The following is a 17,581-nucleotide window of genomic DNA, read 5'->3' as shown; positions in this document are numbered from 1 at the left end:
TATTGTTAAGCTTTTTGCTGATGGAATATAGCCAATTTTTATTTTTTCTTCCAAAACCAAAAAATTTTTCTCTAATATCAAAAATTTTGGTGATGTGCTAAGAATCAGAGATATATTCACAACTTCAAGAAGCAGAATTCTCACGAAACTTGAAGAACGCCCTCACACCATTTCTGAGCTCTCAAAGAAAACAGGCTACTCCAAATCCACTCTTGCATACCACATGGAGAAGCTAATGGAGATGGGGGTTGTTAGGAGAGTTGAAGACGGCAGGAAGTGGGTGTACTATGAGCTTACAGATGAGGGCAGAAAGCTCGTTAGAAGGGATATGATAAAAATGGCTTCTCTGCTGGTTACAGGGGTTATGTCCATAATCTTCTCTGCTTTCAGACTGCTGCACAGGATGCAGAGACCTTCAGCAGCCCCTGAAATGGTAACACCTGTGGTCAGAGAGGTTGAAAAAGTGCCAACTGCTGTGCCAGCAGCAACCCCAACCCCCACCCCTGTCCCTACACCTACACCCACACCGACCCCTGCACCAACCCCGCCCCCCACTTCAACACCCATGCCAAGTCCTGTAAAAATCACACCCTTTGTCCTGAGCGAAAAGGAGGTTGGGTACGGACTGCCATATGATCCTGTGGCGGCATCTTTCTTGCTTGCAGGCGTATTGCTTATTTTGATATTTTTATATTACAGATTTAAAAAATAAATGTCTAAAAATCGGAATCCTTTTAATCAATTATTTCCAATTTTTGGTATGAAACTCCTTGAACCAGTAGAAGTTGGTGGAATGGAAATCAAGAACAGAATAGTTATGCCCGCAGTTGGTAGCAATTTCTGGACTGTTGATGGTGCGGTAACTAAGAAGCTAATCGAGTTTTATCGAGAGAGGGCGATGAACGGTGTGGGGTATGTTGTTGTCGGCGTTGCAAAAATAGAGCCGCAGTTTTTTGGAGGGCTTGCGATACACGATGACAGGTATATAGATGGATTGAAGAAGCTCGCCGATGTTTTTCACGAGTATGATGTTAAATGTGCGGTTCAGCTATGGCATCCGGGGAGGTATGAGATATCGCTCTCCGACTCTCAGCCAGTTTCAGCCTCGGACATTCCACCTCCGATATTCACGAGGAGAAAGCCCAAAGCCTTAACAAAGGATGAGATTTTGAAGATTGAGGATGAGTTTGCTGAAGCTGCCTTGAGGGCTAAAAAGGCCGGTTTTGATGCGGTTGAGCTGATATGTTCTGCTGGATACCTCATAAGCCAGTTTTTAAGTCCGGCAACGAACAAAAGGACGGATGAGTATGGGGGTAGCCTGGAGAACAGAGCCAGATTCGCTGTTGAGATAATCGAGAGGATCAAGGAAAAATGCGGGAATTTTCCCGTAGGATGCAGGATATCTGGTGATGAGTTTGTTGAAGGTGGAAATACGCTTGAAGATATGAAGAAGATAGCGAAAATACTGGAGTCTGCGGGATCCGCTTACTTCAATGTGACTGCTGGCTGGCATGAGTCCAAGAGACCGCTCATAACTATGTTCGTTCCAAGAGGTGGGTTTGTGTATCTTGCGGAGGGCATAAAGAGCGCTGTGGATGTTCCTGTAATTGCCTCAAACAGGATCAACACACCTGAGCTTGCGGAGAAAATCCTTCAGGAAGGTAAGGCTGATATGGTCTCGATGATGAGGGCTTTGCTCGCAGATCCAGAACTGCCGAGAAAAGTTATGGAAGGAAGAATGGATGAGATAAGGGTCTGTGTTGCCTGCAATCAGGGATGCATGGATTATGCATTTCGGGGGAAGCCCATAACCTGTTTGGTAAATCCTGCGGTTGGCAGGGAGAAGGAGTTCAGGAATTTAAAGGCTGATGTGAAGAAGAGGATAGTCGTTGTTGGAGGAGGACCGGCAGGATGCAAAGCTGCTGAGATGCTGGCTGAGAAGGGACATGAGGTAATTCTTTTTGAGAAGAAAAGGCTGGGAGGACAGCTGATCTTTGCAGCAAAGTCTCCGTATGGACGGGAGTTCTCGGCAATTCCCGAGTATTTCGAGAGAGTTTTGCCAAAGAGAGAGGTTCAGATCAGGTATGAGGAGGCTACTGCTGAGAAGGTTCTTGAGCTTAATCCTGATGCTGTTATCGTTGCGGTTGGGGCTGAACCAATAATTCCGCAGATTCCGGGAGTTGAGAATGCCATTACGGCATTTGAGGTACTGGATGGTGCAGAAGTTGGAGATAGGGCTGTTATAATTGGTGGCGGTGGTGTTGGTTGCTCCACAGCAGCCATGCTTGCCGAGAATGGCAAAGATGTAACGATCGTGGAGATGCTGCCGAAAATAGGAAATGACATAGGAATCTCCACAAGATGGAATGTTCTGCTGTATCTGAGAGAGAAGGGCGTGAAGATGCTGACAAACACGAAGGCCGTGGAGATCAAAAAGAATTCGGTTGTTGTTGAGTCTCAAGGAGAGAGGAAAGAGCTTGAGTGCGATACCGCCATCATAGCGGTTGGTACGAAGCCCGCAGATGGGCTTTATGATGAGCTCAAGGATGTTGAGGTTTACAGAATAGGAGACTGCGAGTGTCCGGCAAAGGCTCTGGATGCAATAAGGCAGGCAGCAGACCTGGCTTTGAAGCTATGATTTAAAAATTTTAAAAATTATTTTATTGTTTTTATTATTGTCTCTGGAATTTCAGCTATCCTGAATTTTTGGCAATCTGCTACCATATCTAATCCGGAACATCCATCCCTATCGTCTTCCGGTACCTCATTCCCGGGAAGCTAATCTTTGAGAGGGCATCATATGACTTCTTTCTAGCCTCTTCAAGACTATCGGCTAACGATGATACTGTAAGCACCCTCCCTCCAGTTGTCTGATAGCCGTTTGCCTTTGAGATGCCGTTGGCGTAAATGAATGTGTCCTCGCTCATAGCAGTCTCGATGCCAGTAATCGGCTGGTTTGTGTAGTGGTCTGATGGATATCCGGGCTTTAAGCCCTCTCTTCCTTTCAAAAACCCGCTTACAGCGCAGACGGCAACGCAATACCTGTTCGAGAACTCTACCTCTACATCTTTTAGCCTTCCTTCAAGAATTGCCATGGAAAGCTCAGCAATATCGCTTTTGAGCCTCGGAAGCTTGGCCTCTGCCCCGGGATCGCAGTCCCTTACATTTATCTCGAGGACTTTCGGCACAAATTCATCTCCCTCTCTCACAAGCATGATGACAGGGTAGAGCACGCCCCTGAACTCCTTTCCTTCAAGCTCTCTGAACTTCCTGATTATCGGATTTACAACCTCATCCATTATTCTGCTTTCAAGCTCTTCATTCAGGAATGGATGTGGTGATACCGCTCCCATACCTCCAGTATTTGGATTGAGCAGTTTCCCTTCCTCAAAGAGCTTTTTCGCGGCATCAAGGCTTATGAACTTCTTGTTATAGCCTATGTAGAAATTCCTGAGCCCTTCCAGATCGTCCGGATCGAACGCCCTCTTGTAGTCCTTTGCATGCCCGAAGCAGACAGCATTTTTACCATCGCTCAATGCTGTGAATGCAACCTCTATGCCGTATAATCGCTCTTCAATGCATATCTTGTTTCCAGCCGACCCGAACTTCTTTTCAATCATTATCTCGTCAATTGCCTTCAGGCATTCATCGACCGAATCGCACACATAGACTCCCTTCCCTGCAGCAAGTCCATCAGCCTTCACAACCAGATTTTTGTCTGGATTTTCCCTGTAGAACTCCTTTACGAACTCCTTTGCACTCTCAGCATCATCGAAGTTCCAGTACTCTGGGATTGGGACCCCAATCTTCCTCATGAAATCCTTCGCCCAGCATTTGCTTGCTTCAAGAATTGTCTCTTGCTTTCTCGGGCCGACAGCATTTATTCCCTCCTCTTCAAGCCTGTCCACAAGTCCCAGGCTGAGCGGCTCCTCTGGCCCAACGAAAACGAGATCAACTTCGCTCTTTTTTGCGAACTCGACGATCTCGTCTACCGCCCTTATTGAGGGTATTTTCTTTCCGTTCAGTTCAGCTATCCTGCATTTATCAAAAAACTCACTACCACCATTTCCTGGAGCGACATAAACCTCCTTGACAGTTTCACTTCTGGAGAAAGCGTGAGCTATGGCGTTACCCCTTCCACCAGCATCCACAACAAGGACTCTCATCACTGCAAGCTTCCTGGCTTAATATATAAAAACTTCGAGCCTATTCCTTTCTAAAGCTTGCGATGAAGTAGGCTGTGGAGGCTATCAGGGATGCCAGGGCACTTGGTGATAGCTCGATGAAGAAGGATATTATTAGGCTGAACAGCATGCTCGTTAGTGCAATCAGAAAGGAACATACAAAAACTTCTCTTATGTTCCTTGCAATCAGGTTGGCTGAGGCCGATGGGGCGACAAGCATCGCGAAAACGAGAATTGCTCCCACACCTTTAAGCAGGATTATGGTTGACAGGGATATCATCGAGAGCAGGATGTAGTTATAGAGCTTTACATTGATTCCAAAAGCTTCAGCACCTTCTGGATCGAAGGAGATGAACAGAAAAGCTCTGTAGTAGATTGCTGAGGCGATTACTATCAGGATGGTCATCAAAATCATGAGATATATGTCCTGATTTGTTAGAAGGAACAGGTCTCCGACTAGGATCGTCCAGACCTTTGATGCATACTCCTTCGTCATCGAGATGAACAGGATGGCGAGACTCATCGACATAGCAAAGGCTATGCCTATGGCAGTATTGGTTTCCTTGCTCCTGCCTGCGAGGTAGGCTATGGCTAGAGCGAAGGCTATGCTGCCAAAATACGGGTTGAGATGTATTCCGTAGCCTGAAAGAAGGATCAGCAGAGCATATCCTGCCAGGGCGGAATGGCTCGCTCCGGCTATGAGAAATGAAACATTTCTGAATACCGTAAATGATCCGGCAATACTCGCATTTATTGCGATTATGAGTATCGCAATTAATGCCCTTACAACGAAAGGCTCAAGCAACAGATCACCCATGTACATCCCCGTAAATTGGATGCCTACAACCTTCTTCGCAACTGATCAGCGGTATTTCCGCCCCATAAGCTTCGAACAGATATTTTGAGGTAAACACTTCCTCTGGCTTTCCAAAAGCGATCATTCTATTCCTCAGCAGCATGGCCTTGTCAATCTTGTGCAGCAAGGGATTTATGTTGTGCACAACCATTATCGCTGTCAGGCCATCTCGCGTGAGTTCATAGATTAAATCGATTATCCTGTTCTGGCTGGGAACATCCACACCATTGAACGGCTCATCGAGCAGGAGTATCTCCGGCTTTACAGCTAAAGCTCTCGCAAGCAAAACCCTCTGCCGCTGTCCACCGCTCAGCTCGTTGAACCTTCTGTCCCATAAGCTCTCTAAGCCAACCAGTCTCAGGTTCTCCTTTGCGAGTTCTATATCTTCTCTGCTCAGTTTTCTTTCAACCCCCTTTCTAGCGCTCAGGCCCATCAGGACAACATCTTTTACGGAAAGTGGGAAGTTGGAGGATATATGTTCTTTCTGGGGCATGAGCCCTATGTACTTCTGAACTCTCTCTCTATCATTTGTATCAACTCCGAAGACAAGTATCTTGCCTTTAATCGGTTTTAGAATTCCGGTTATCAGCCTGAGCAGAGTTGTTTTTCCAGAACCATTCGCTCCAGTGATTGCAACGAACTCTCCCTTTTCTATCTCGAAGTTGACATCTGATAGCACGGTCTTGGTATCGTACGCGAAAGTTACATCCTCTGCAACTATTGCCTTCATCCTCTCAACCTCAACCATACGATTATAACTGCTTCTATTATGGCTAGCACAATTAACGGCAGGGTGAAGTCCTCTGATTTCTCTTCAGCCTTTTCTATGTTGAACTGCATGAGGTTGTAGATATGCTGTGCAAGGAAGGAGCTATCTCCGGAAACGAACTTCACATAGACCACTGGCTTTCCTGTGTCTCTTGAAAGCTGCAAAGCTATCTCTCCTGCCTTGGAGTCCTTCATCGATGCTGGGACAACTATGCATTTGAACTCCGAGCTTTTAAGCTTGGACTGGATGTCCGAGTACTCTTTACCGCTAACGAACCCACTACCTTCTTCGAGCAAGATCGCTCCAGTATCAACACCAGCGTTCTTCATGATGTATGTGACTCCAGGGATTACGGCAACACATCTCATATCTCTTTCTTTGCTGATCCCGCTAACTTCTTTGAGGCTTAAAATTTCTCTCTCGAAGGCTTTGAGGTTAATTCTGTAAGTATCTCTCAACTCTGGCTTTAGGATCTCAAGCCTATCTTCTATGGCTTTCGCTATGGCTAACGCGTTATCAAGATAGAGCCAGTAACCGTGGAGGTTCTTATAGTCATCGAAGTAAAGCAGCTTGGCTCCGTATTCTCTATAATCCTCGAAATCCAGGGTTTTGTCGCCATACTGCTCTTTTATTTTAACCTCGAAGTTGAGCAGTTCTGAATTCGTTAGAACGATTAGATCGGCGGATTCCAGCAGCAGCATATCCTCCTTGGTGACGGAGAAAGTATGAGGATCGCTGCCGCTTGGCATTAAAGACTCTACTTCAGCATCTTCGGCAATTTCCTTGACTATCTGTGCAAAATCAGGATTCGTGCATACGATCTTCAGTGCGGAAACGGGTGATATCAGGGCGATCATTAAGGCAAGCGTGAACATCCAGGTGATCTTGTGCATGAATTTCTGTGAACCTGCTGTGTTTTTATCTTTTCTGTATGGTCGGTGTTTCATTTTTCAGGTTGTTGTCTATCTATTTAGCTTTTGGATTGAATGCTGGCTACTTGTTAACTACTGAACGTATTCCAAGTATCTCTGCAATCTTACCATCATTTTCAAATTTAGCTGTATCTGTTGATGTTTGGTGACAGAATCAGCCAATGGTGGGAAATCAGGGATTGTTGACAATCTTATCTTGCAGAAAAATCAGGATGTGGTCAGTATGGTGCGAATGCAATAAAAAGCAGACCGTTTCAAATTATGGATAAAACAGCATAAAATGGCCCCGTCAGGGAATGAGACTCATAGTATCTATACTCTCCCTTCATTAAAGCCTAAAAAATATATTTTTATTATTTAGGTATTAAACTTAAATTAACTCTTAATAGTTTCAGCGATTCTTTCGGGAGAAAAATTGTTTATGATCTCTTCCATTGATAGATTTTCCCCTAACATTCTACCCTCTACCTCAATTGCTGGCGCAACCACTTTTTCTTTGACATATAGAATCTTTACAACTATCTCTTTTTCTATCTCATCGATGTTATCAGCAATAGCCATTAACACATTTTCAGCTAACTGATTACATCGTGCTCCTGCTGGTTTGTTTCTATAAATTACAACTTCCATAGGATTTTGTTAAAAATTGGGACTTTTATACTTTGCTAAATTCTATTTTCATGGATTCGATCATTTCCAAACCTCTATGTTCATCCTTCTGTCGAAATATCATTATCAATCTGACATAACTTTACGGATAGGGCAAGATTCATGCTTTCTTTAGCTCTTTTGAGCATTTCTATAACCTTATCATTGCTAACTGGGAAATACTTCCCCCAGCAGTTCATAAATCCAAAATTGCTCGTTCTGTTTGAGCATTCAATAAGGAAAGAAAGCCATTCCCGTTGATACCCTTCCAATTCCTCAACTTTAAACCCTGTAAAGAAGAACTAATTGATGTCTATTAACGGTTTTTCTGCTGGGGCAATACTTGCAACAGCATGCCCACCAATTGCCACATGCAATACGGATAGAGAAAAGTGGCTGACAAGGTGCGAAATTCTGAAGGTTATATATCATTTTGATAGTAAAATACTGTTTCTATCGATTTTGAGAAAGAGAAATACCGTAAGGGAGAGCTTTTGCTGAATGACGGGAGTTGTGGAGATTAATAAGATATGATGGGTGAGAGAGTATTGACTATTCATGAATTTTTGGTTATAAAAATTGAGTTGAAAAGGTGTATAAGCAGGTTGAAAGGTGAGAGGGATGTTGAAGGTAAAACATTTGCAGAATGGCTTGAAAAAAGAGATAAGAAAGTTGGGTTAACCAAATCAGGATATTCAAGGCGAAAATGTGTGACCTGTATTAACTTTTGATAGTGAGGTGAACACTGTATACTCCCCTGAAGTGGTTGTATTATTGTAGATATTGGCAAAGCGTTGTTTCACCGAATTTTGCACGGATATGTGATAAAATCAAGAAAACTTATTTTTAGTTAAGATTAAGCTGAAATAATAGATTCTAGAAAATTTCATAAGGTTAAATATTATGATTCTTTAACTTTCCGTTGCTACTAAGTCCCCTTGCGCAAGCGAGAGGATACAGCAGGGGAGACGGGAGGGAGAGGCTGGAGGTAAATTTTATATAGTTTTAGCAAAAAACTAAAAACTATGAAATACAAACTCGACAGAGGTGCTCACTCTGTCTATTCTCTTCACTATCACCTCATCTTCGTAATAAAATATCGCAGGAAAGTTTTTACGAATGATGAAATCATAGACTTCCTCAAACAGAAAATTCACGAAATCTCAGAAACGTTTGAGGTTGAAGTTCTTGCTATAGAATGCGATGTCGATCACGTTCACATCCTCTTCAAAGCAAAGCCAACACTGAACATTCCTAAATATATCAACGCTCTGAAAACAATAACTTCAAGAGAAATAAGGCGAAATTTTCCAGAGGTAAAGAAGAAGCTGTGGAGGAATGTTTTCTGGTCTCCATCCTACTTCTTGGCAACGACTGGACAGGTTACTTTGGATGTTCTGAAGAGGTATGTGGAATCGCAGGGTGAAAACGATGCTGATTAGCTACAAATTCCGCATATACCCTTCTAAGACAGTCCAGAACATTCTTGAAGAGCAGCTTGAGCTGTGTCGCTGGCTTTACAACCGCTTACTTGAAGAAGTCAACAAAGCAAGGAAAGAAGGAAGGAAGATTAAGCGAACAGACACTCAAGCTCTTATCATTAAACTCAAGCAAGAGGAGAAGCCAGAACTGAACAAAGTCTACTCAAAAGTCCTATAAATGGTAAACTATCAGCTATGGTCAAACATCAAAGCCCTGAAAGAGCTGAGGAAGAGGGGAAAGAAGGTTGGATGGCTAAGGTATAAGACAGGAAACTCCTTCAAAACCCTAAACTTCAACCAGTCGGGATTCAAGATAGACTTTGAGAGGAAGAAACTAATCCTGTCAAAGGTTGGCGAAATTCCGATTAGGATTCACCGTTGCATTGAAGGCAAGGTCAAGGGTGTAATAATCAAGAGAACGAAATCTGGAAAGTGGTTTGCAATAGTTCAGGCAGAAGTTGGGGCCAAGCCTCTAGCACCAACTGGCAAAGTTGTAGGAATAGACGTTGGAGTAAGGTACTTCCTCGCAGACACCGATGGAAGACAAGTAGAGAATCCTTGCTTCTATGAGAAAACACTAAAGAGGATAAAAAGGCTTCAGAGGGATTTATCAAGGAAGCAAAAGGGTTCAAAGAACTGGGAAAAATGCAGAATCAAGTTAGCAAAAGCTTACGAGAAGCTTGTCAATCAACGCAACGACTTCTTACATAAGCTTTCTCGTTTTTACGTCGATAACTACGATGTCATAGCCGTCGAAGATCTACGAATTCAAAACATGGTTAGAGCAGGTAAAACGCTTGCTCAACGTATATTAGATGCCTCTTGGGGCAAGTTCATCCAGCTGCTCTCCTACAAGGCTGAAAGAGCTGGTAGGAGAGTGGTTAGGGTGAGCCCCAAGGGGACTTCTGAAGGTCTGTCGTTTGATGACCCGTTAAGAGACTACATCTCAGCATGTAGAATACTCTCACGGGGGCTGGGACGGCCCTGTCAGCCTGTGGAGAGGGGACCTCTACTCCTCGTAACCGCCAAAGCGGTTATCGAGGGGCAAGTCTCCTCTGTGAAGCAGGAAGCTCCGTCCGAGGACGGAGTAGTTCACTTACTGTAAAGTCTCTATTTTGCGATAAAAGGTTGGAAGAGTTAAGGCTTTAAAAAACTGAGGTTGCATAGCCCCGTCCGGATTCGAACCGGAGTCGTCGGATCCAGAGTCCGACAGGATTGACCGCTACCCCACGGGGCTGTGCATTGTAATCATTCAAACAATTGATTTATATGCATTTTGGTTCGGTTAGAACAAATTGTTAGACTAGTCCAATAAAATAAAGATAAAAAAATTTACTCATATACGAGCGCATTTGCTACGAGTTCTGCTATACCCTTCCACTCAACATCTAGTTTGTGCCAGTTTATGATCTCTCTGAACTGTCCCTTACAGTTGGAGCAGGCCAGAGCGAGGACCTCAGCTCCAGTTTCCTTGATCTGATTTGCTTTGATCTTGCCGTATGTCTCCATCCTGAAGGTCATGAAGTCGTCCTTGTGCATTATTGCAAATCCACCTCCACCACCACAGCAGACACTCATCTCTCTGTTCGGCTGCATCTCTCTGAAGTCCTTACATACAGCCTTGAGGATCCTTCTTGGTTCCTCGTAAAGCCCTCCGAGCCTTCCAAGCTTACATGGGTCGTGGTAGGTTACTGGCTGTGGGTTCTTCTCTGGATCGACCTTTATCTTTCCAGTCCTTATGAGCTCATCGAAAAGCTCGATTATGCTGATAACCCTGACATTCTTCCACTCTGGGAATATGTCCTTGTACAGGAACTTCATAGCCTCATAAGCATGTCCACATTCACCAACAACAACCGTCTTCGGCTTCAGCTTCTTGACAACTTCCAAGTGTAGTTTTCCAATATCCACAAGTTCCTTATCACTGAAGAACAGTCCATAGTTGACAACATCGTTCGTTCCATTTTTAAAGGGTGTGTTGTATGTCCAGTCGATTCCAGCAGCGTTAAGAACTTCCACCTGTCCGATTATCGTGTCAAGGAAAGCGAAATAGTCTCCAGCGTTGTTTATTATCAGGTAATCTGCTCCCACCTTATCCACCGGTATTTCTACCTCTATACCCTTCTCGTCCTCCAAGTCCTCTTTTATAAAGTCGAGTGTGTTGAGGAAGGCTTCAGCAGGTGTTTTGGTTGCGTTTCCGAATTCTTTCTGGTAAAGCGTTCCTTTGAGATATATCTCATCTGGGGCTATGCCTATCTCGTAAAGCATCTTCCTCACTTCTCTCGTAATCAGGCCGTTGTCAACCCCTATCGGACAGACATAGGCACATCTTCTGCAAACACTGCATCTGTAGGCGGATTCTGCAAGAGCATTGATGTCCTCCTCAGTAACATCCCTAGCTCCCACCAATCCTCCGAATATTTTACCGCTCAGGGTGAAATACTTCTTATAGATCCTTCTCAGCATGTCGGATCTGTAAACCGGGTGGTATATCGGCTTCTTTCCGCTTGCGGTATAGAATGGACAGGCTTCAGCACATGTGTTGCATTTCACACACAAGTCCAGGGATGTCAGAAGTGGCAGCCAGAAAGTCCAGTTTTCTTCCTTATCAAGCATCTTCTTGAAAGCCTGAATGAACTTCTCCTTTTTCGGTTCATCCGGCTTGAGAATTTCATCAGATAATGCTCTGAATTCATCAAAAACCCTTCTCATCTTCTCTTCAGCCATGATACACCACCTCAGTGTGAGCTACCTCCCCATCTGATCTTATCCCATGTGTAGTATTTCGCGAAAAAGTGGACCATCGAACTCAGCGGGAGGTAGAGCACGAAGATCTCAACGAAGAACAATGCTAAGAAGAACTCCGGTTTGTCGAATATCTGGTAGTTTGGTGATCCGGTTAGTATGCTGAGGAAGTAGTCCCTTATCTTGAAATTGAAGAAGTCCGCATACAGTGCAAGTCCTGAAGTTATCATCAACAGCAGCAGGTTTATGTACTGTGTCGCATTGGAGATCATTTTCATCTCTGAATTCGATAACCTCGTTAAGAAGAGCAAAACAGATCCAATCAAAACACCTACTGCACCGAGAACACCGAGATAATACACATTAACTCCGATTACTGTCAGAACGAGCCACAGTCCTAGAGCATAAAGTCCGTAGTGAAGTAGAAGGGACTGAAACCATATTTTTCTGTTATAATTGTAAACTTGATAGAGTACTATTATTTCCCTAAGCATCTCTGCTATCTGCTTACCTTTTGATTCCGGAACGGGAAATAGTTCCCAATCCAGATTCTTTGGTGCTGTTGCCCATCTTATAACCTTATAAATTGCAGCTATGACGAAAATTGACATGGCTATGTATGGCATCACGACTCCAACAAAATATTCCCATCCATTCATTCAAAACACCCCTGTTTTACTCCATAGAACTAGTTATTTAAGTATTTTGTTTTCATAATAAATTCCAACTTTTTATTTATTTGAACAATCGTTTGAATGCTATCGATTTTATAAATTTTTCTTATTTTAAAAAGGCCAGAAGTTATGATTTATAAAATTATAGTTGCTAAAAAATAAACAAAAAAAATTATTTCAAAGCCCTCCCAAGGGCTTTCAAAATCGTGAAAACAGCTCCAATACCTCTCTGGACATCTTCGTCCCTCATTGCCGAGAGAATCCCAAAGGTAGAGACTTTCTTTATTTCCTCCTCATCAAGCTTTTTGAAACCCTCCACCACACCTTCAATCATTTTCTGTAAAGATGGTTGCTTCACGATTGTTGCAAGTTCTGATAGCATTTCGAAGGTTTTCTCAATCGAGTCGAGGTTAATACTGCCCTCCTCATCAACCATCATTGATTCCATGAACCTCGTAAGTGGGCCCTTCATGACAAGAGCATATTCAATGAACTTCCATGTCTCATCATCATCAAGCAAAGTTCTCAGACGATTAATTTTCGGTGTGATTTCCTCTGAGAGTTCTTTGAAGTTTGGTATACCTTCTTCCAGAAAGTCTCTCCCTGCTTCCATCAGGTTTATCAGCTTTAGCATTGTGTCAATGTTCTCTGTAAGTTTTGTAAGAAGGATGACGGTTTCATCTCGGTCAACATTCTTCCTGAATTCGGTTAAAAGCGGTGTGATTTCCTCTGAGAGTTCTTTGAAGTTTGGTATACCTTCTTCCAGAAAGTCTCTCCCTGCTTCCATCAGGTTTATCAGCTTTAGCATTGTGTCAATGTTCTCTGTAAGTTTTGTAAGAAGGATGACGGTTTCATCTCGGTCAACATTCTTCCTGAATTCGGTTAAAAGCGGTGTGATTTCCTCTGAGAGTTCTTTGAGCTTTGGTAGTAGTTCCTGGATTAAATCCTTGGTTGCCTCAATTGTATAAACGATCTCACCGTCCAGAGAGCCCAAAGTCTTGCTTTCCATCAGTAACACCCCTTGCGGGTTACAGCAGTCCTCTAAGCATCAAGCTCCAGTACATGGGTCTGAGCATGTAAACCTTGATAACCCAGTTGCTCCACATCTCCTGGGCTGGAGAGATTGATTTTTCATAATCGAATTCGGCAAACATTGCTTTTCCAAATCTTGTTATTATCGGACAGATTATGTGTCCTGTGTATCTTGCCTTTGGTTCCTCTCCCTTCATCACAGCAAGAAGGTTCTTAACAAGAACTTCAGCCTGCTTTCTCGCTCCAGATGCCGTCTTGGATGTGGGGTAGTTTGCACAATCTCCGATAACAAAAACATTCGGGTACTTCTCCAGCTGAAGTTTGTGTTTGTCTGCCATCACGAAGTTTGTGGCGTCGGCAATCCCCGTTCCTTCATAAATCGATTCTCCCTCATTTGGTGGCACTACGACCAAGAGGTCATAATGCAGCTCATCACCTTCCCACGATCTTACAACTTTCTCCTCCGGATCGATCTCAGATGGTGTAAAGCCACTCTTGGTGTTTATGTTTCTGTCCCTGAACATCGCGTCAAGCTTTGATGCATAGGGCTCTCGTGAGAATATTGCCGGGAGTGCAGATGTGATGGTTATGTTAACATTGTTTCTGATGCCCCTTCTTCTGAAGTAGTCATCTGCGAGAAGTGTGAATTTTATCGGGGCGCCAGGGCACTTGAATGGAATCGGTGCCTGGATGGTTACAAAGTCTCCTCCCTCAAACTCTTCAAGAGCCTCCTTTAGTTTAATTGCTCCCTCAAGCGTATAAAAGGTGTGGACTCCGTTCTTGTAGAGATTTTCGGCAAGGCCTTCAATTTCCTCCATAACCAGTTTTGCTCCTGTTGCCAAGACCAAGTAGTCATACTCAAGCCTTTTTCCACCCTTCGTTTCAACATAATTGTTATCGAAGTTAAAAGAGACCACTTCATCCTGTATAAAGTTGCAGCCTGCTGGTATGACATCTTTCATCGGTTTTATCAGGTTCTCGACTTCCTCAAGACCAAAGGGAATCAATGTATATCCAGGCTGATAATAGTGTTTGTCACTTCTGTCAACAATAGTGATCTCCGCTTCATCCATGGATAAAGCATTTCTAAGTCTTGCAGCAGTCATTATGCCTGCGCTACCACCGCCCACAATCAGAATTCTCGCCATATTGATTCACCAGTAATAACCATTTATTGATAGTATATAAACATCACGGTGTAAAAACCAATAAAATCAATCAATTGAATTATAAATAAAATTGTTATAATTTTTAAGAAATTTATTGGATTATATGTGTAACGATAAAAATGTTTTAATTTTCAAAAAGCATAGATTTATTAAATCTTTTTTTACTCACAACTTTTAACACAGATCAATCTGAGAAGATTAACTCTTATTTTCTGAAAACTTGTGAAATTTACTTTAAAAGAATTTGACCGTTTCTGGCTTTAAAATTTTATTATGGTCTAATAATATATATTATTAGAAAAATTTAATAGTGGATGGAACAGATTATTATGGGGGTAAAAAAATGAGGAAAATCGAACCCGAATATGCCATCGTAGGTGAAACCGTTCAAAAGATCAGGATTGGAGAAACCGAGATTCCATGTTGCACCACGGTCGATAACCTTGAGAGAGTGGACAGCTTGATGAAGTCCCTTCTTGAATATGGTGTTTTTACATCGCAGAAAGATGGAGAGAGAAAAGAAATAAAATGCGAGATTGATGGGGATGAAGAAAAGAGAATCAGAGATTTCATAGCCAGTCTCGGAGAGAATGAGAGGCTTCTCCTCGAAACTCTTTCGACAGAGAACTGGTTGTCAAAGACCGAAATCGACCTCAGAATCATGATGAAAAGAAGGGATTTCCACGAGGCTCTCGCCAATCTCAGCAGAAAAGCAAGGGTTTTTGGATTGATTGATAGAGATGAACAGTTACACGAACAGAAGTTTGAGTCAGAAGAGTTCCATTACAGGTTAAAACCCATTGCAAAGAAGATAAAAGAAATTATGAATTAATATCTATCTTTTTTATTTTTTTATAAGGTGATTAAATGGGCAGAGAAATCGTAGTAGTAGGTGGGGGTGCTGCAGGACTCAAAGCAGCTTCAAGAGCGAGAAGGAGAGACGAGGAAGCTGAGATCACAGTTATTGAAAAAGGCGAATATCCTTCTCTTGGAAGATGTGGTCTGCCATACTATGTCGAGGGTTTCGTTCACGACATATCCAATCTCATGGAAACCCTGAGTGGAGATGTCAGAGACGAGGAATACTTCAAAAAAGTAAAGAATATCAATGTGCTGACAAAAACAGAAGCTCTCAGTATTGACAGAAAAAGAAAGGCTGTCAAAATTTCCAGAAATGGAAGAGATGACGAGCTGAACTATGACTACCTGGTACTCGCGACCGGAGCAAAACCAGTAAGACTGAGTGTGAAGGGGGTGGATGCAGATGGAATTTTCTCACTCACATCAGCAGAGGATGCTTTGAAGATTACAGAAATGTGGATGAATGAGTCCATTGAGAGTGCCGTAATCATCGGTGGTGGATTGATAGGTCTGGAGACTGCTGAGGCTCTTGAAAGACTCGATATTGATGTGACGATCGTTGAACTAAAAAACCAGCTTTTATGGAACTCCTTTGATTTTGAAATGGCAGAACTTGTCAGAAAATGTATAATAAGAGAAGGTGTAAAAGTACTGACATCTACGACTGTCCAGGAGTTTATAACAGAAGATGGAAAGGTTAAAGCGGTTAGAGTTAATGAAAAGATACTGCCTGCAGAGCTTGTAATCATATCTATAGGTGTGGAGCCGAGGACAGAGCTTGCTGAAAGTGCAGGACTTGAGCTAACAGAGAAAGGTGCTATTAAAGTAAATGAGTACCTCCAGACCTCGGACCCTTTTATCTATGCTGGCGGGGACTGTGTGGAAAACATAAATCTACTCACAGGCAAGCATGTCTATACTCCTCTTGGCTCAACTGCAAACAAGCATGGAAGAATCATAGGTGATAATATCACCGGCGGAAAATCGAAATGGAGGGGTGTTCTCTGCACAAGCATTTTCAGGGTTTTCAATGCAGATGCGGGCAGAACGGGACTGACTGAAAAACAGGCAAGAGAGGCGGGCTTTGATCCAGTTATAGCGATTTCTCCCGGTCCTGACAGAGCACACTACTACCCGGGTTTCAAGCCCATCAGACTCAAACTCATTGCTGACAGGAGAACAAGAAAAGTCCTTGGTGCTCAGGCTTTTGGACTTGGAGTTATAGATAAGAGAATTGATGTCATTGCAATGGCCATCCACAGAGGGGCGACTGTTGATGATCTGGCTGAGGTTGATCTTGCTTATGCTCCACCATTCTCCGCAGCTCTGGATCATGTAATTCATGCAGGAAACATCATAAAGAACAAACTGGATGGATTACTCAACGGAATAACTCCAGTCGAGCTGAAAAGGAGACTTGATGCTGGAGAGGATCTGTATCTGCTTGATGTCAGGAGCCAGAAGGAGTTCGAGGCGAGGAGAATAGAGGGGTACGAGGTACACAACATCCCGCTCTCAGAACTCAGAAACAGGCTCGATGAACTTCCAAAGGACAAGGAGATCGTGACGATATGTGCGATCGGTACGAGGAGCTATGAAGCAGCCAGACTCCTGATGAACAAGGGCTTTGAGAAAGTCAGGTTCTTGGATGGCGCACTGGCGACATGGGTTTTCTGATAGCTTTAACTTCTGATAGCTTTAACTTACAGCCTGCAACCCTTTAGCTCTTTTTTAATTCTTTCATAGAACTCCTTCATGAATCTGTGCCTTTCCATTCCAATTTTCTTTGCTGTATTTGTGTAGAGACAGTCATAGAGTTTCAGCAGCTTCTCATCAAAATGTTTCAGTGTGTCTTCTAAACTTCTACCATTCTCAAAGGAGTACTGAAATGCCCTTACAACTCCAATAGCACCCATCGCATCAAGCTTGTCCGCATCACTGAGTATTTTAGCCTCAAGCGTTTTAGGCTCAATGCCAGATGAGAAGGAATGTGCTTCGATGCAGTGGGCAACCCTGTCAATGAACTCCCTATCGAATCCCTCTTCTTTCAGAATCTCTCTTGCAATTTTGGCCCCCTCTACTGCGTGGTTTTCTTTATCCCTCGCTATGTCGTGCAGTTCGGCAGCTTTCTTCACGATCGCTATATCTCCACCCTCTCTCTCGGCTATGTACAATGCTAGGTTTAATACTCTCTTTACATGCTCGTGATCGTGCGAGTTCACAGAAATTG

The 17,581-nt window shown here is 43.2% G+C and carries 19 protein-coding genes and 1 tRNA gene; 9 read left to right on the top strand and 11 right to left on the bottom strand.

Translation table 11 applies throughout. From position 1 onward, the window contains the following. The first annotated feature begins 94 nt into the window (after positions 1-94). Both ASULF_RS11450 and ASULF_RS10485 read left to right on the top strand, forming a co-directional pair. Positions 95-712 (top strand): helix-turn-helix domain-containing protein, encoded by a 618-nt coding sequence (locus tag ASULF_RS11450; RefSeq protein WP_015591702.1) that lies wholly within the window; start codon positions 95-97, stop codon positions 710-712. 48 nt (positions 713-760) lie between these two features. Continuing rightward, positions 761-2,638 carry an oxidoreductase gene (locus tag ASULF_RS10485; RefSeq protein ID WP_015591701.1) on the top strand — a complete coding sequence of 626 codons (1,878 nt, stop codon included), beginning with the start codon at positions 761-763 and terminating at the stop codon, positions 2,636-2,638. Between the two features lie 88 nt (positions 2,639-2,726). Here ASULF_RS10485 and purD read toward each other — a convergent pair whose 3' ends face one another. The 5 genes from purD to ASULF_RS10460 all read right to left on the bottom strand — a co-directional run bounded on the left by purD (position 2,727) and on the right by ASULF_RS10460 (position 7,371). Then, positions 2,727-4,166, bottom strand: coding sequence for a phosphoribosylamine--glycine ligase (gene purD, locus ASULF_RS10480; protein WP_015591700.1), 1,440 nt, complete (start codon positions 4,164-4,166; stop codon positions 2,727-2,729). Positions 4,167-4,206: 40 nt separating this feature from the next. Beyond that, the gene (locus tag ASULF_RS10475; protein WP_015591699.1) at positions 4,207-5,001 is read right to left on the bottom strand and encodes a metal ABC transporter permease; all 795 of its coding nucleotides are present in this window, start codon (positions 4,999-5,001) and stop codon (positions 4,207-4,209) included. Continuing rightward, positions 4,994-5,788 carry a metal ABC transporter ATP-binding protein gene (locus tag ASULF_RS10470; protein WP_015591698.1) on the bottom strand — a complete coding sequence of 265 codons (795 nt, stop codon included), beginning with the start codon at positions 5,786-5,788 and terminating at the stop codon, positions 4,994-4,996. The genes ASULF_RS10475 and ASULF_RS10470 overlap by 8 nt, the downstream gene beginning before the upstream one ends. After that, complete coding sequence (locus ASULF_RS10465) at positions 5,767-6,702, bottom strand: metal ABC transporter solute-binding protein, Zn/Mn family (RefSeq protein WP_015591697.1); 936 nt, start codon at positions 6,700-6,702, stop codon at positions 5,767-5,769. The genes ASULF_RS10470 and ASULF_RS10465 overlap by 22 nt, the downstream gene beginning before the upstream one ends. Positions 6,703-7,116: 414 nt before the next feature. Further along, entirely contained in the window at positions 7,117-7,371 is a 255-nt protein-coding gene (locus tag ASULF_RS10460; protein WP_015591696.1) for a hypothetical protein, read from the bottom strand. Positions 7,372-7,698: 327 nt separating this feature from the next. Between ASULF_RS10460 and ASULF_RS11800 the strand changes: the two genes are divergently transcribed. The 5 genes from ASULF_RS11800 to ASULF_RS10440 all read left to right on the top strand — a co-directional run bounded on the left by ASULF_RS11800 (position 7,699) and on the right by ASULF_RS10440 (position 9,975). After that, on the top strand, positions 7,699-7,890 hold the full coding sequence (locus ASULF_RS11800) for a hypothetical protein (protein WP_144060547.1): 192 nt from the start codon (positions 7,699-7,701) through the stop codon (positions 7,888-7,890). A 29-nt stretch (positions 7,891-7,919) separates the two neighbouring features. Then, positions 7,920-8,120, top strand: coding sequence for a hypothetical protein (locus tag ASULF_RS10450; protein WP_048098234.1), 201 nt, complete (start codon positions 7,920-7,922; stop codon positions 8,118-8,120). Positions 8,121-8,414: 294 nt separating this feature from the next. Further along, positions 8,415-8,831 carry an IS200/IS605 family transposase gene (gene tnpA / locus ASULF_RS10445; RefSeq protein WP_015591694.1) on the top strand — a complete coding sequence of 139 codons (417 nt, stop codon included), beginning with the start codon at positions 8,415-8,417 and terminating at the stop codon, positions 8,829-8,831. Next, positions 8,821-9,048 carry a helix-turn-helix domain-containing protein gene (locus ASULF_RS12240; RefSeq protein WP_015591693.1) on the top strand — a complete coding sequence of 76 codons (228 nt, stop codon included), beginning with the start codon at positions 8,821-8,823 and terminating at the stop codon, positions 9,046-9,048. The genes tnpA and ASULF_RS12240 overlap by 11 nt, the downstream gene beginning before the upstream one ends. After that, positions 9,049-9,975 (top strand): RNA-guided endonuclease InsQ/TnpB family protein, encoded by a 927-nt coding sequence (locus tag ASULF_RS10440; protein WP_015591692.1) that lies wholly within the window; start codon positions 9,049-9,051, stop codon positions 9,973-9,975. A gap of 59 nt (positions 9,976-10,034) precedes the next feature. Here ASULF_RS10440 and ASULF_RS10435 read toward each other — a convergent pair. The 5 genes from ASULF_RS10435 to ASULF_RS10415 form a co-directional block, all read right to left on the bottom strand. After that, positions 10,035-10,107, bottom strand: a tRNA-Gln gene (locus ASULF_RS10435). 95 nt (positions 10,108-10,202) lie between these two features. Further along, a complete protein-coding gene (locus tag ASULF_RS10430) occupies positions 10,203-11,597 on the bottom strand; it encodes a (Fe-S)-binding protein (protein ID WP_015591691.1) in 1,395 nt (464 codons plus the stop codon). 11 nt (positions 11,598-11,608) lie between these two features. After that, positions 11,609-12,274 (bottom strand): respiratory nitrate reductase subunit gamma, encoded by a 666-nt coding sequence (locus tag ASULF_RS10425; protein WP_015591690.1) that lies wholly within the window; start codon positions 12,272-12,274, stop codon positions 11,609-11,611. Positions 12,275-12,461: 187 nt separating this feature from the next. Beyond that, a complete protein-coding gene (locus ASULF_RS10420) occupies positions 12,462-13,298 on the bottom strand; it encodes a DUF1641 domain-containing protein (protein ID WP_015591689.1) in 837 nt (278 codons plus the stop codon). Between the two features lie 19 nt (positions 13,299-13,317). Then, positions 13,318-14,469, bottom strand: a complete 1,152-nt coding sequence (locus ASULF_RS10415; protein WP_015591688.1) for an NAD(P)/FAD-dependent oxidoreductase — start codon at positions 14,467-14,469, stop codon at positions 13,318-13,320. A gap of 364 nt (positions 14,470-14,833) precedes the next feature. Between ASULF_RS10415 and ASULF_RS10410 the strand changes: the two genes are divergently transcribed. Together ASULF_RS10410 and ASULF_RS10405 are read left to right on the top strand one after the other, a co-directional pair. Beyond that, on the top strand, positions 14,834-15,322 hold the full coding sequence (locus ASULF_RS10410) for a hypothetical protein (protein ID WP_015591687.1): 489 nt from the start codon (positions 14,834-14,836) through the stop codon (positions 15,320-15,322). A gap of 35 nt (positions 15,323-15,357) precedes the next feature. Continuing rightward, a complete protein-coding gene (locus tag ASULF_RS10405; RefSeq protein WP_015591686.1) occupies positions 15,358-17,028 on the top strand; it encodes an FAD-dependent oxidoreductase in 1,671 nt (556 codons plus the stop codon). A 26-nt stretch (positions 17,029-17,054) separates the two neighbouring features. Here the strand turns inward: ASULF_RS10405 and ASULF_RS10400 are convergent, their stop codons facing one another. Continuing rightward, complete coding sequence (locus ASULF_RS10400) at positions 17,055-17,573, bottom strand: HD domain-containing protein (protein WP_201763917.1); 519 nt, start codon at positions 17,571-17,573, stop codon at positions 17,055-17,057. Between the last annotated feature and the right edge of the window lie 8 nt (positions 17,574-17,581).

The sequence above is a fragment of the Archaeoglobus sulfaticallidus PM70-1 genome, assembly GCF_000385565.1.
GTDB lineage: Archaea > Halobacteriota > Archaeoglobi > Archaeoglobales > Archaeoglobaceae > Archaeoglobus_A > Archaeoglobus_A sulfaticallidus.
The sequence above is the reverse complement of the archived record's forward strand: the minus strand, read 5'-3'. Positions and strand labels throughout refer to the sequence as shown.

What these genes read in the sequence shown, in the direction of transcription:
- ASULF_RS10485 (WP_015591701.1), top strand. Translation starts at nt 761, where the DNA reads ATGAAACTCCTTGAACCAGTAGAAGTTGGTGGAATGGAAATCAAGAAC.
- purD (WP_015591700.1), bottom strand. Translation starts at nt 4,166, where the DNA reads ATGAGAGTCCTTGTTGTGGATGCTGGTGGAAGGGGTAACGCCATAGCT.
- ASULF_RS10475 (WP_015591699.1), bottom strand. Translation starts at nt 5,001, where the DNA reads ATGGGTGATCTGTTGCTTGAGCCTTTCGTTGTAAGGGCATTAATTGCG.
- ASULF_RS10470 (WP_015591698.1), bottom strand. Translation starts at nt 5,788, where the DNA reads ATGGTTGAGGTTGAGAGGATGAAGGCAATAGTTGCAGAGGATGTAACT.
- ASULF_RS10465 (WP_015591697.1), bottom strand. Translation starts at nt 6,702, where the DNA reads ATGCACAAGATCACCTGGATGTTCACGCTTGCCTTAATGATCGCCCTG.
- ASULF_RS10460 (WP_015591696.1), bottom strand. Translation starts at nt 7,371, where the DNA reads ATGGAAGTTGTAATTTATAGAAACAAACCAGCAGGAGCACGATGTAAT.
- ASULF_RS11800 (WP_144060547.1), top strand. Translation starts at nt 7,699, where the DNA reads ATGTCTATTAACGGTTTTTCTGCTGGGGCAATACTTGCAACAGCATGC.
- ASULF_RS10450 (WP_048098234.1), top strand. Translation starts at nt 7,920, where the DNA reads ATGATGGGTGAGAGAGTATTGACTATTCATGAATTTTTGGTTATAAAA.
- tnpA (WP_015591694.1), top strand. Translation starts at nt 8,415, where the DNA reads ATGAAATACAAACTCGACAGAGGTGCTCACTCTGTCTATTCTCTTCAC.
- ASULF_RS12240 (WP_015591693.1), top strand. Translation starts at nt 8,821, where the DNA reads ATGCTGATTAGCTACAAATTCCGCATATACCCTTCTAAGACAGTCCAG.
- ASULF_RS10440 (WP_015591692.1), top strand. Translation starts at nt 9,049, where the DNA reads ATGGTAAACTATCAGCTATGGTCAAACATCAAAGCCCTGAAAGAGCTG.
- ASULF_RS10430 (WP_015591691.1), bottom strand. Translation starts at nt 11,597, where the DNA reads ATGGCTGAAGAGAAGATGAGAAGGGTTTTTGATGAATTCAGAGCATTA.
- ASULF_RS10425 (WP_015591690.1), bottom strand. Translation starts at nt 12,274, where the DNA reads ATGAATGGATGGGAATATTTTGTTGGAGTCGTGATGCCATACATAGCC.
- ASULF_RS10420 (WP_015591689.1), bottom strand. Translation starts at nt 13,298, where the DNA reads ATGGAAAGCAAGACTTTGGGCTCTCTGGACGGTGAGATCGTTTATACA.
- ASULF_RS10415 (WP_015591688.1), bottom strand. Translation starts at nt 14,469, where the DNA reads ATGGCGAGAATTCTGATTGTGGGCGGTGGTAGCGCAGGCATAATGACT.
- ASULF_RS10410 (WP_015591687.1), top strand. Translation starts at nt 14,834, where the DNA reads ATGAGGAAAATCGAACCCGAATATGCCATCGTAGGTGAAACCGTTCAA.
- ASULF_RS10405 (WP_015591686.1), top strand. Translation starts at nt 15,358, where the DNA reads ATGGGCAGAGAAATCGTAGTAGTAGGTGGGGGTGCTGCAGGACTCAAA.